This window comes from Parabacteroides distasonis ATCC 8503 (assembly GCF_000012845.1).
In the GTDB taxonomy this organism is placed as follows: domain Bacteria; phylum Bacteroidota; class Bacteroidia; order Bacteroidales; family Tannerellaceae; genus Parabacteroides; species Parabacteroides distasonis.
Genome location: NC_009615.1, coordinates 584575 through 598814 on the forward strand (window position 1 = coordinate 584575; position 14240 = coordinate 598814).

Annotated in this window: 7 protein-coding genes; 5 read left to right on the top strand and 2 right to left on the bottom strand. The window is 42.6% G+C overall.

The window, feature by feature from the left end:
* Positions 1-84: 84 nt before the first annotated feature.
* Both BDI_RS02480 and BDI_RS02485 read right to left on the bottom strand, forming a co-directional pair.
* The gene (locus tag BDI_RS02480; protein WP_011966034.1) at positions 85-1614 is read right to left on the bottom strand and encodes a SusD/RagB family nutrient-binding outer membrane lipoprotein; all 1530 of its coding nucleotides are present in this window, start codon (positions 1612-1614) and stop codon (positions 85-87) included.
* A 15-nt stretch (positions 1615-1629) separates the two neighbouring features.
* Positions 1630-4803 carry a SusC/RagA family TonB-linked outer membrane protein gene (locus BDI_RS02485; RefSeq protein ID WP_005855638.1) on the bottom strand — a complete coding sequence of 1058 codons (3174 nt, stop codon included), beginning with the start codon at positions 4801-4803 and terminating at the stop codon, positions 1630-1632.
* Positions 4804-5494: 691 nt separating this feature from the next.
* On the opposite strand from BDI_RS02485, the gene BDI_RS02490 reads away from it, so the two are divergent.
* The 5 genes from BDI_RS02490 to BDI_RS02510 all read left to right on the top strand — a co-directional run bounded on the left by BDI_RS02490 (position 5495) and on the right by BDI_RS02510 (position 14177).
* Positions 5495-8692 (top strand): SusC/RagA family TonB-linked outer membrane protein, encoded by a 3198-nt coding sequence (locus BDI_RS02490; RefSeq protein WP_011966035.1) that lies wholly within the window; start codon positions 5495-5497, stop codon positions 8690-8692.
* A 22-nt stretch (positions 8693-8714) separates the two neighbouring features.
* Positions 8715-10283: a SusD/RagB family nutrient-binding outer membrane lipoprotein gene (locus BDI_RS02495; RefSeq protein WP_008771706.1), complete on the top strand. Its 1569-nt coding sequence runs from the start codon at positions 8715-8717 to the stop codon at positions 10281-10283.
* Positions 10284-10764: 481 nt separating this feature from the next.
* A complete protein-coding gene (locus BDI_RS02500; protein ID WP_041525541.1) occupies positions 10765-12036 on the top strand; it encodes a replication-associated recombination protein A in 1272 nt (423 codons plus the stop codon).
* A gap of 132 nt (positions 12037-12168) precedes the next feature.
* Complete coding sequence (serC, locus tag BDI_RS02505; protein ID WP_005855647.1) at positions 12169-13236, top strand: 3-phosphoserine/phosphohydroxythreonine transaminase; 1068 nt, start codon at positions 12169-12171, stop codon at positions 13234-13236.
* Between the two features lie 17 nt (positions 13237-13253).
* Positions 13254-14177 (top strand): NAD(P)-dependent oxidoreductase, encoded by a 924-nt coding sequence (locus BDI_RS02510; RefSeq protein ID WP_005855649.1) that lies wholly within the window; start codon positions 13254-13256, stop codon positions 14175-14177.
* Positions 14178-14240: the final 63 nt, after the last annotated feature.

Genomic DNA, 14240 nt, shown 5'->3' on the forward strand with positions numbered 1-14240 from the left:
GATTTATAAGAAAGGAGAAAAATATCATTAAGATATTCTTCCCCTTTTTTGAATGTTGTCACTCGTTATGCTTTTATATATTGATTAGCGAGTTCCGCCAGCCCACCATACGTTTTCGGTAAACACATACTGACCATCACCATAAGCAGCTTGTATATTAGGATTAGTCGTAGTATCATCATTACCATACGGACATCTTAACGGGAACTTACCCGGATTTTGCAAGCCATAAATATCCTCACCCAAGCTCTTCAAACGACGTACGTCATTATAGCACTCGGTAGACTCTCCATCTGCGTTCCAGAAAGAAATATATTTCTGAATCATCGTCTCTTTCAAAGGATTAGCATCGAATAAGGGAACGACATTCTCATCAAAGTAAGAAGCGGCCTCCTCCGGTGTCACCTCGTTTGTTACATTCAAGAAACCTCCCCAATAATCAGAAGCGAGGGCAGACTTGATATTAACCTCCATATTAGCCATACCTGCGACAACAGCCTCTTTCAACACTGCTTTTGCCTCATCCTTACGATTTAAACGACACAAAGCCTCTGCCTTCAAGAACAATACCTCATGATAACTTAAGATGTGAGTCGGAGCGGTTTGAGCTGCACAGAACATGGAAACAGTATATTCTAACTGACTTTGCACTAAATCACCATTATGAGCAAGATTCAATAATGGATCATCCTTAGAAGCAATCATCGTTTGGCTGTTAGCCTCCACATAGCAACGTCTGATACGCGGATCATTACGCTCATTCAATTTATCAAACATACTTCGGCTGGCTACTTCACCTAAACGAGAATAGAATACTCCGAAAAATGGGTTGATATTAACACCCACACCATACATAGCATAGCTACATTGCTCGGCTGCCGAGGTGTACGACTTGGAAATATAATCCAACACCTTTTCCATATCGCCCTTAACATCAGCGCTACGTCCCATCAAGCGCATCGTATAACGAGCCTTCAAGCCATAAGCTGTCTTTAGCCAAGCCGAAGCGTCACCTTTATAAATCAAATCTTGATTAGACAGGCTCGTCAGATCTGGTTTCTGAAGATCTTCAATTGCGGCATCCACATAGGCCATGATATCCTTATAAATCTCCTCTTGTTTATCGATAGCGGGAGTCATAGATACTGTATAGTCACAAGCCTCTTTCCAAGGTGTATCACCATACATATCTGTCAAGATCGCCAAATTGTAAGCCACGAAAAGTTCCGCAATGCCTTTTGTTATGAAGTTCTGCTCTTCTTCTGCGACTTTGACAGAGATCAAAGCATCTTTCAGTGTCGAATAGGTTCCCCCCCATGAGTTATTAAAGGTAGAAGCCGATGTACAAGAAGAACGGGTTTCCGCATAGTAGAATTGATTATGCGAACCTGTCTCATGTTCCACATACATACCACCATATAAATTGAAATCGCCGCTAACCACGCTAAACGCAGTCGAAGTCATGACATCCGTAAGGATCATCTTTGCGGGAACTGCTGTGGTATGATTATGATCTTTGTTGATCTCATCCATCTTATCCTCAGAGCAAGAGACCAAGGCTGCGGTGAAAACAACTCCCGTCAATAATTTTTTTGAGATATTTTGAAGTTTCATCTTTTGTTTCCTTTATTAGAATTTCACATTTAAACCGAAGCCATAGCTCGAAGCACCCGGCATAGAAAAGCGCTCGAAGCCACCGCCCATATTATTATTACCTTGAGAAGCCTCAGGATCCAAACCTTTCAACTCAGACCAAAGAATGATATTTCTGGCAAAAACATTTAAGTTCACGTTGATTCCATTCTTATCCCATATCGGATAACTAACGGACAACTCACGTAGTTTCAAGAAACCACTGTCATAGATACCAGCTTCGGAAATAAGCGTCATGCGGTCATAATATGATAAAGCGTCTTCGCCTTTGATATCTATGTCATTAGCTACATAGGAACCATCTTCCAACTGCTTTACAGCCGGATGACTAAAACGGAAAGTCTCGGCCGTACGACTTTCAACAGACTCCATACTTGTACCATAATAGTTCAACGTGTTCAATGTACCGCTATACATCTGTCCACCACATTTCCAATCGAACGTAGCGCCGATACGGAATTTGTAGATCTCAAAATTAGTATTGAAACCCAAGAGGAAATCCGGGGAAACCTTACCGATCACACCCTCACTACCGATCTGAGGCAAGCCATCTTCGTCTACGACAATGTCACCGTTGTCATTACGCAAGAAAGTCGTACCATAGATTACAGGGAATTTATCGCCAATATTCGCACGTACCTGCGGATCAACGAAACCTCCCAAGAAAATACTCTCTACACCCGGAGCCAGCTCATCCACGTAGTTATCGATCTTAGAGAAGTTAAATGCCATATCCCATTTAAAATTCTTCGTATTGATCGGATTGATTCCCAACGTAATCTCATGAGCGTTCGTATGGATAGCGCCACCATTGGTTACTAATTCTGCAGAGCCTGTAGAACCAGCCAAAGGAACCTCAAATATCTGATCTTTCACATTCTGCCGAGAGAAGGTATAGTTCAATGAGAACAGACCATTCAAGAAGGTCAAATCCACACCTAACTCATAAGACTTCGTGTTCTGAGGTTTCAGATTCGGATCATACACACGAGCATATGGAGTGAACGCCGTAATTCCACTCATAGGATATTGTATAGGCGTAGAACCATAAAAACCACCACCGTAAACAGGTGTAGTATAATAAGAATCATAATAATCTCCAGCCTGTCCTACTTCGGCGTAAGAAGCACGTAATTTACCATAAGTCAAGACATTATTCTTCAATGGTTCTAATTCTGTGAAAATCCAGCCCAAGGAAACAGATGGATAAGTGAATGAGCGGTTGTTACGAGGCATATTAGATACGATATCGTTACGAACAGTTGCGTTGAAGTAAACCATGTTAGCGTAAGACAATGAAATGCTAGCAAAGTTACCAACTGTGCGTTTCCGGCGTAATGACTCGGATGCTACCATAGTTGTAGCATTATCTATATGATTCCAACCCGGGAAGTTATAGTTCGCTCCATAAGACTCGTAAAATTTCCGCTGATTCTCTACCAATTCATTACCAACAAGGGCATCGAACAACCAATCTTCATTGATATTCCAAGTATATGCAGCGGTCAACAAAGAGTTCAACTCCGTGATTGAATATCCATAGTGATCAATCTCTCCATAACCATTTGCATGTCCATAACCCCAAGAATCCGTATAATTAGTCGTATAAGAGTCCACACCCAATTGATACTTGACATCCAATTTGTGATTATCGGTATTGAACTTCGTAGAATATTTCAAATAAGTATTTCCAAAGAAACGTTGTGAACGTTCCAAGAACTCGTTGTTATCTACCGCCCAATAAGCTCCGTCAAAACCTGATGTGCTACGGAATGTATTTTGTGTATACGGGTCACCCTCAACATGACTTGGGATACCGGCTAAATCGTAGCTAGAAGGAGCTCCGTAAACAGTAGCTAAGATTCCATTATTGGCACTAGACTGCTTGCTGATCTTCGAATTTACATAGGTACCGGTAAATCCAGTAGACCAGTTCTTGTGTAATTGAGCTTCGGCACTCATTTTTGCGTTGTATCGGTCCATGCCTGTATTTGGAATAATACCATCTTGCGTAGTATTACCGATCGAGAAGGAATAGTTACCTTTATCAAAAGCTTGAGCTACATTCACGGAGTTACTCCATGTCGTACCCACGTTGAAGAAATCCTTGATATTGTCGTAAGCTTGTGGTTGAGCCCAAGGGTCTAATCCCGCAGCGGCCCGCTGAGGTACATAATACATACCTTCATGCTTACCATATTGCTTGGTAAACTCATTATCCGTATTTCCTCCATAAGTCGGATCGTTAGGCAATTCGCTGATTAGTGGTCCCCAAGAAGTTGAAGCATACGGGCTATACTTGCCATTTGTACCCTGCGCATACACTTTTTGGTATTCAGGCATCGTTGAAACCTTATCAAAAGATAAGCTGGTATTAAAAGCGACCTGAGGTTTACCTTTACGGGCTCCCTTTCCACTTTTGGTCGTAATGACAATTACTCCATTTGTTGCACGCATACCATACAAGGCAGATGCGGCCTGTCCCTTTAATATATTAATGCTTTCAATATCGTTTGGGTCGATATCCACCGCACGAGATGCAAAGTCCGTGCCGGAAACAGAACTACCGGTGTCCACATCAGCCGTTGAAGCGACAGGCATACCGTCAATCACATACAAAGGAGTATTATCCCCTGTAAAAGATCTGGAACCACGAATCGTGATCTTAGAAGAGGCACCCGGCATACCGGAAGAAGGAGAGATCTCCACTCCAGAAACCTTACCTTGTAATGCGCCAGACAAACTAGTATTAGCTCCTTTCGTCAACTCATCCGCTTTCACATCTTGAACCGCATAACCTAAAGCTTTCTTTTCCTTTGAGATACCCATAGCCGTAACCACGACCTCATCCAAGTTCTGGGTATCGGCTAATAGTTTTACATTTACATTAGAAGTGGCCGCAACTTCTTGAGATTTCATACCGATGTATGAAATAACCAATTGTTTACCATTCGCAGGTACTTCTAGTTCAAAGTTTCCATCAAAATCCGTGACTGTTCCCACGGTTGTCCCTTTTACGATAATAGAGGCACCGATCACCGGCTCTCCATCTTCCCCAATTACCTTACCGGTAACCTTCGAGGTCTGTGCTGAAACCACACCTGCACTCAATGCAAGAAATAGTAGCACAGAAGTCAACTTTTTCTTCATAAACACACTTATTTATTAACTATATACTTAAAAATGTTTTCTCTGCATTTTAATGGTTGATTAACTAAGTTCATACAGAACTACCAATTTTCAATATTTTATTTAGTGTAGTCATATGAAAAAAAATTATCATATAAGTTTAGATCTATTAAAATTCTGTAATAAATATATTGGATTTGAGAGATATTGTTTATCAGCCATATTGGGAGGATAAGAAAAGCCAGCCGTTTTTCACAAATATCTACATAAAATAAAGTTGTAAATATTTTTAGTGATAAGCTATATGCTATAAAATATCCAGAATAAGTTGATATCAAGTCCAATATCATGCCTATAAAGAGTAAGCTCACTATTTGTTACGATAAAATTAAGATAAAAATAATTTTTTTATTTGTCAAAAAGAAACTATCGGCAGCGATAACTCATTGATTTGTGATACGATCATGTCACCTGAGTCGATTTAGACAGTGGTTATATTGCAAATTGACAGATTTAACAATTAAGAAAACAAAGGAAATATATCACAATAATAATAATTTGTTGTTTTTTTCAGGTATAATTTATAGTTTTGCAACCGTTTTTCATTTAATAGGTATGTCGTAAAACATAAAATGGAGTAGTTCTGTATGAACTATAGTCCACGAAAGCTTAATTGAATTTCTAGTTTAGTTTAAATAAAAAGAATGTGTCTATGAAGAAAAAGTTGACTTCTGTGCTACTATTTCTTGCGATGAGCGTAGGAGTAGTTTCGGCACAGACCTCGAAGGTTACCGGTAAGGTAGTCGGAGAAGATGGTGAGCCGGTGATCGGTGCGTCCATTATCGTAAAAGGAACGACTGTGGGAACAGTTACGGATTTTGACGGTAATTTTACTTTGGATGTTCCTAGTGATGGTAAGCAATTAGTTATTTCATACATCGGTATGAAATCCAAGGAGGTAGTTGTGTCTCCCAATGTAAATGTAACATTGATGTCTGATACTCAAAACTTGGATGAGGTCGTGGTTACAGCGATGGGTATCTCAAAGGAAAAGAAAGCTTTAGGTTATGCCGTGCAAGATGTAAAATCGGATGAGTTAACACAAGGTGCTAACACTAGTTTGTCTGGGGCTTTGCAAGGTAAAGTATCCGGTATCGATATCGCTTCCTCATCGGGTATGCCAGGCGCATCTTCCAAGATCATGATCCGTGGAGCCCGTTCATTTACAGGGGATAACTCTCCTTTGTATGTGATCGATGGTATGCCGATCGCTTCTACGGCGGATGTTAATACGGATACTATGAATAATGGTAGTGTTAGTGGAGCTGACTATGCGAACCGTGCCGTAGACTTAGATCCGAACGATATCGAGAGTATCAACATCTTGAAAGGACAAGCCGCTTCTGCGTTGTATGGTATGCGTGCTTCTAATGGTGTGATCGTTATTACTACAAAGAGCGGAAAAGGTGCTCGTAAAGGAAAACCTCAGATCTCATTCAACACGAATCTTGCGTTTGATAAGGTTTCTACATTACCTGAGTTACAAACTGAATATGGACAAGGTAATGAAGGTGCTTATAACCCATATTCGGGATTTAGCTGGGGACCGTCTATCTCTGACTTGGCGAATGATCCTGTATATGGCGGTAATGTACAAAATGAATATACGGAAGGTGGATTGCATAATGGACAATACTATGTGCCTCAGCGTGCTGCGGCAGGATTGGATCCATGGGCTACTCCCCAAGCTTATAATAATGCGAAAGATTTCTTCCAGACTGGCGTTACTTGGAGTAACTCTGTAAATGTAGCTCAATCTTTCGATAAAGGAAACTATTCATTTTCTTTGGGTAATACGACTTCTGATGGTATCGTTCGTTCTACGGGAATGGATCGTTATAACGTGAAGCTGTCGGGTGAGGCGCAATTGCATGATAACTGGACGACTGGTTTTAACGGAAACTTCGTGACATCAAAGATCAAGAAGCAAGGAACCGCTAATGACGGTGTTACCGCTACGGTTTATACGGCTCCTATCAGTTATACTATGGCGGGCATACCTTCCCATATCGAAGGTGATCCTTATACTCAGAATACGTTCCGTGAGAACTGGATCGATGATGGAAACTGGGCGTGCGACAATAATAGCTTTACGGAGAGATCTCAACGTTTCTTCGGGAATGCGTTCTTGAAGTATTCTACTAAATTTGGTACGGACAATCATAAATTGGATGTGAAATACCAAATTGGTGATGACGCTTATACGACCAATTACTCTGATATTTACGGCTACGGTACAACTGGTTATGCGAATGGTTATGCTAGCGAATACGGTTTTACGGTAAATGAGATGAACTCATTGTTGACGTTTACGTATAACTGGAATATCAATGAGGACTTCGTATTCGATGCTTTGTTGGGTAATGAGCTTGTAGATAAGCGAATCAGTAATACTCAAGCCGTGGGATATAGCTTCAACTTCCCGGGCTGGAACCATTTGAACAACGCTTCTGTATTCAACAGCTCTCATGAGTATAAGAGAAAACGTACGGTAGGTAACTTCGCTAGCTTATCTTTGGCTTGGAAGAATATGCTTTATTTGAATGTTACGGGACGTAACGATATCGTGTCTTCTATGCCGAGAGATAACCGTTCGTTCTTTTATCCTTCCGTATCCCTTGGATGGGTATTCACGGAAGTGGAAGCCTTGAAGAATGATATCTTGACATTTGGTAAGATCCGTGGCTCTTACGCAGAGGTAGGTATGGCAGGAGAATATGTGCCGTCTTATTATTATACGCCAGGTTATGGTGGTGGTTTCTTCCAGGGAACACCTATTATGTATCCGATTAATGGAAATATGGCGTATATTCCTTATTTCGTGGTTTATGATCCGAACTTGAAGCCTCAGAACACGAAGTCTTATGAGCTTGGTGCTGACTTGACTTTCTTGAATGGTTTAGTTTCATTGAATTATACGTATTCTCGTCAGAACGTGAAAGACCAAATCTTCGAGGTGCCTTTGGCTGGCTCCACAGGTGCTTCCAGTATGATGATGAATGGTGGAAAGATGCACTCAAACGTACATGAGATTACATTAGGTATCTCTCCGGTTGATACGAAGAATTTCAAGCTGGACTTCGCTTTTAACTTCTCAAAGATCGACAATTATGTAGACGAGTTGGCTCCGGGCGTAGAGAGCATTATGTTGGGTGGTTTCGTGACTCCTCAAGTACGTGCAGGTATCGGCGATAAATTCCCGGTAATCTATGGTGTTGGTTACAAACGTGATGGCGAAGGACGAATTGTAGTAAACGAAAAAGGTATACCAGAGGCTGGTGAGACCCAAGTAATCGGTAAGGTTTCTCCTGATTTCCGTTTGGGTTTCAATACGAATATCGAGTTGTATAAATTCCGTTTGGCTGCTGTATTTGACTGGAAGCAAGGTGGACAAATGTATAGTGGTACGGCTGGTGAGACGAACTTCTATGGTACAAGTAAGTTATCTGGAGAGGTTCGTAAGAGTGATAAATATCATTTTGACTATGCTGCTGTTGAACAGAAGGGCGTAGATGCGGATGGTAAACCTATCTATGTTCCCTATACGGGTGGAGTGAAAGGATCAGATGCAGAGGAGTATTTCAAAAGCGTGAGGGGCATTGACGAAGCCTATGTTTATGACAACTCGTTCTTGAAATTGCGTGAACTTTCATTGTCATATCCTGTATATAAGAAAGATAACTTGAATGTAAACGTGAATGTTTTCGCCCGTAATATCATTGTATGGTCTGAGATAAAAGGCTTCGATCCAGAGGCTACTCAAGGAAATAACAATATGGCTGGCGCTTTCGAGCGTTTCTCCTTACCGGGTACATCTAGCTACGGTTTTGGTGTCAACGTAAATTTCTAATTTATAAAGAAGACAGATATATATGAATACAATAATAAAATCATTTAAAGGGTTGGCTGTTATGTCGGCCGTATCCTTGGCATTGGCTGGATGTTCCGAGGATGTAATGGATCGGATTAACCAAGATACGAGCCATACAAATAGCGTGGATGGCAAATTTATCTTGGCCGACTTGATTACTTCTACTGCATTTTCCAACGTTAGCGGAGACTTCAATACCTATTCATCTTCCTACGTGGAATATGAAGTGGGTATCGAAAACCAGTTATATAACGCGGAAATTCGTTTGAATGAGCCTTCTGCCTCTTCTACGTTTGAGAATACGTGGGGAAATGTTTATACAAGCTTGAAGAACGCTCGTGTTATTATCGGTCAATGTCAAGAAGGTAAGCGTGATGAGGGAAATTTAGTGACGAGAGGTATCGCTGAGGTCATGGAAGCTTACAATGGCGCTCTATTGGCGGATATATTTGGAGATACACCTTATAGTGAAGCTTCTTTATTGGATGAGAATGGCTCACCGGTGAATATGAATCCTAAAATAGATAAGCAAGAGGAGATTTATGTCTCTATAATGGCCTCCTTGGACAAGGCGATCGAGGATTTGAATCAGTCTGATCGTTCACCGGTTGGTACGTATGATTATTTGTATAATGGAGATGCCGAGAAATGGATTAAATTCGCTTATGGTTTGAAGGCTCGTTATACGATGCGTCTGATCAATCGTTCCACGGATAAGCAAGCTGACTTGAATAAGGTTTTGGACTATGTATCAAAATCTTTTACTTCTGCGGATGACGAGGCTGCATACGCTGTCTATGATGCGAATAATATCAACCCATTCTTTGGTTACTTCGATTCTCGCGCTGGTTTTGCCAATAGCCAGAGCTTGACGGACAAGTTGATTGAGCGTAAAGATCCTCGATTGGAAAGAGTGATGCTTTCTCCTACTACGGCTGACAAGAAACGCGTACAGGTTACAGGCTCTGCTGATAAGAACTTAGTTCCGGCCCCGAATGGTACTCCTGAGCAGAATATGCAGAAATATGGTGTTTCCGCCTTTGTATATTCAAACACGGCTCCTACGATGTTGATGAGTTATCATGAGTTGAAATTCTTGCAAGCTGAGGCGTTATGTCGCTTAAACCGTACGTCTGACGCCGAGAAAGCGTTGAAAGAGGCGGTAGCTGCCGGAATCGCAAATGCTGAGAGAAGTGTCTCTTCTGCTATCACTTATATGGGTAGCAAAATGGTCGTGAATTCAGAAAAAATGACAGAGGAGACGGCCAATACATATTTCGATAACCAAGTTAAACCGTTGTTTGCTGTAAATCCTTTGAAAGAGACCATGATCCAGAAATATCTGGCTTTGTGGGGGGCATCGGGAGAGGCTACCGAGACTTTTAATGATATCCGTAGAATGAAAGGATTAGGAGAGAATTTCGTGACATTGGCGAATACGAAAAAATTCCCTCTTCGTATGCCTTATGGTAATAGTGACGTGGTATCAAATCCGGAAGTAAAAGCCGCTTATGGCGACGGTCAATACGTATATTCAGAGCCTGTATGGTGGGCTGGCGGAACTCGCTAATCTAACATATATAATATAAGGTATAGGGTGCCTCTCCGATTATGGAGGGGCATCTTTTTTTGTTATATATCTTACATGTTTTGATTGCTTCCCTTATCCCATTTCCTTGGAAGGCTTATTGGTTTTATATGGAAATATAGATCATCTAACAATTGGTGCATGATCATCTAACAGTCGTTGCATGATCATGCACCAACTGTTGGACGATCATGCACCAGTTGATAGATATTTAATGCTTCAAGAAAGAAGGTATAATGTGTTAAGAAGATATCGCTAAAAGTACGGGATAAAAAGGATAGGGAACTAAGGGAATGTTAAATTTTTATTGTCATAATGTTAGTATATTATATGGGTGAAAGTGTGTTTGTGATGATTACTCTTTCATTATGTCACTATTTCCTGTTGTTTAACATTCTTTTTATACGATAAATTTCTTGACTTATCCTTTGAAAAGTAAATAAAATGTCCGACTTTTGCTTCCATGATGAGTCAACCATTAGCAGAGAGATTACGTCCGAAGACGTTGGATGATTATATCGGACAGAAGCACCTGGTAGGCCAGGGAGCCGTGTTGAGGAAGATGATTGATGCGGGACGGGTTCCCTCTTTTATATTGTGGGGGCCGCCGGGAGTAGGGAAGACTACCTTAGCGCAAATCATAGCGAATAAGTTGGATGCGCCTTTTTATACGTTAAGCGCGATCAGTTCGGGAGTGAAGGACGTGCGGGAGGTGATAGAGAAGGCCAAGAGCAACCGCTTCTTCAATACGGTATCGCCGATATTGTTTATTGATGAGATACACCGGTTCAGTAAGTCGCAGCAAGACTCATTGCTGAACGCCGTGGAGACGGGCGTGGTGACGCTGATTGGGGCAACCACGGAGAATCCCTCGTTCGAGGTAATCCGTCCTTTGTTATCCCGTTGTCAGGTGTACGTGTTGAAATCGCTGGACAAGAATGACTTGCTTACGCTATTGTATAAGGCGATCGCCGAGGATGTCGTTCTGAAGGATAAAAACATAAGGCTGACGGAAACGGATGCCATGTTACGTTACTCGGGAGGAGACGCCCGGAAGTTGCTGAATATTCTGGAACTGGTGGTGTCTGCCGAGGAGAGTGACGATATTGAGATTCTGGATGAGAAGGTAGTGGAGAGGTTGCAGGAGAACCCTGCGGCGTATGATAAGGGAGGGGAGATGCATTACGATATAATCTCCGCTTTTATCAAGTCGATCCGGGGTAGCGATCCCGATGGCGCCATTTACTGGCTCGCCCGTATGGTGGCCGGGGGAGAAGACCCTGAGTTTATCGCACGGCGGTTGGTGATCTCCGCTTCTGAGGATATCGGATTGGCGAATCCGAATGCGCTTTTGCTGGCGAACGCATGTTTCGATGCCTTGAAGAAGATCGGCTGGCCGGAGGGCCGGATCATCCTGGCCGAGACGACCGTTTATCTGGCTTGCAGCCCGAAAAGTAATTCGGCCTATATGGCGATCAACGACGCTTTGGCACTTGTTAACCGGACTGGGAATTTACCCGTACCGCTTCATCTACGCAACGCGCCTACCAAATTAATGGCTGAACTGGAGTATGGCAAGGAATATAAATATGCGCACGACTACGAAAATCATTTTGTAAAGCAGGAGTATCTTCCGAAGGATATTTTGGGCGAACGTTTGTGGAAAGGACAGGAAAATCCGGCCGAGCACAAACTAATTGAGCAAATGAGGCGCCTTTGGGGAGATCGTTTTTAATTGACATATTCTGATTGTAAATTAAAAAATGCTCGAAAAGTGTCGGCAAATGAGAAAAAATAGTTACATTAGCCGCCTGTTTTTGAAAAAATAGTTACTTTATTTATAATAACATTCTAAAAAGACATTGGTATGAAGAAGCACAATTTTTATGCAGGTCCTTCTATCTTGAGCGAGTATACAATTAAGAATACAGCCGCTGCGGTAGAAAATTTTGCGGGTATGGGGTTATCACTTCTTGAGATCTCTCATAGAAGTAAGGAGTTTGTAGCCGTAAACGACGAGGCACGTGCGTTGATCAAGGAATTACTGGATGTTCCGGCAGGCTATGAGGTTGTATTCATGGGCGGTGGCGCCAGCATGCAGTTCTGTATGGTTCCTTACAATCTGTTGAATAAGAAAGCCTCTTATTTGGATACCGGCACATGGGCTTCGAACGCTATCAAGGAAGCTAAGTTGTTTGGGGAGGTAGATGTTGTCGCTTCTTCCAAAGACAAGAACTATACTTACATCCCGAAGGGTTATGCGATCGCTGATGACTCGGATTATTTCCATTTTACTTCTAATAATACGATTTACGGAACAGAGATGCGTAAGGATCCGGATGTGAAGCAACGTTTGGTTTGCGATATGTCTTCCGATATTTTCTCTCGTCCGATCGATATTTCCAAATATGATATTATCTATGCGGGTGCTCAAAAGAACTTGGCTCCTGCCGGCGTGACTTTGGCTATCGTTCGTGTGGACGCTTTAGGACATGTAGACCGTCCGATCCCGACCATGTTGAACTACGCTACCCATATTAAAAAGGATTCTATGTTCAATACACCTCCTGTATTGCCTATTTACGCGGCTTTACAGACCTTGAAATGGTATAAGGAACAAGGTGGTATCGCCGCTATGGAGAAGAAGGATCTTGAGAACGCGGCGATCTTATACGATGAGATCGATCGCAATAAGTTGTTCCGTGGTACGGTAGCGGAGGAAGATCGTTCGATCATGAATGTTTGTTTCGTGATGAATGATGAGTATAAGGAGTTGGAGGACGAGTTCAGTAAATATGCTACTGCCGCTGGTATGGTAGGTATCAAGGGACACCGTTCTGTAGGTGGTTTCCGTGCCTCTCTTTATAACGCGATGCCGAAGAGCAGCGTGGAGGCTTTGGTAGCTTGCATGAAAGAGTTCGAGAAACAACATTAATTAAGGAGGATTCAGACATGGCAAAGATATTAGTTGCTACAGAGAAACCTTTCGCCGCTGTCGCTGTGAAAGGCATCCGGGAGGTAGTGGAAGGCGCTGGCATGGAACTGGCTCTTTTGGAGAAATATACAGAGAAGGCGCAATTGCTGGATGCGGTTAAGGATGCCGATGCCGTGATTATCCGTAGCGATAAGGTGGACGCTGAGGTATTGGATGCCGCTAAGAACCTGAAGATCGTGGTTCGTGCCGGTGCGGGGTATGATAACGTGGACTTGGATGCGGCTACTGCCCATAAGGTATGCGTGATGAATACGCCGGGACAAAACTCTAACGCTGTCGCCGAATTGGTATTCGGTATGTTGGTGTACGGGGTTCGTAATTTCTATAACGGAACTTCCGGAACAGAGTTGAAAGGAAAGAAATTGGGTATCTTGGCTTATGGAAACGTGGGCCGTAACGTGGCTCGTATCGCTAAAGGCTTCGGTATGGAGGTTTACGCTTATGACGCGTTCTGTCCGGCTTCCGTGATTGAGGCCGATGGTGTGAAGGCTGTAGCTTCTACGGCGGACTTGTTCAAGGCTTGCCAGATCGTTTCCTTGCATATCCCGGCTACGGCCGAGACGAAGGGTTCTATCAATTTCGAGTTGATGAATTCCATGCCGAAGGGGGCTATCGTAGTGAATACGGCTCGTAAGGAGGTGATGGATGAGGCTGGCCTCGCTAAGATGTTGGAAGAGCGTCCGGATTTCAAGTACTTGACAGATATTATGCCCGCTATCCATGCGGAATTGGCCGAAAAATATGCCGGTCGTTATTTCAGCACCCCGAAAAAGATGGGTGCCCAGACCGCCGAGGCTAATATCAACGCTGGTATCGCCGCCGCCAAGCAGATCGTTGATTTCTTGGTGAATGGCAATGAAAAGTATCGGGTTAATAAATGAGAATATCCGGTTGTAGAGACGGGTACGCCCCGTCTCTACATTGATACATAAACCAATTAGATT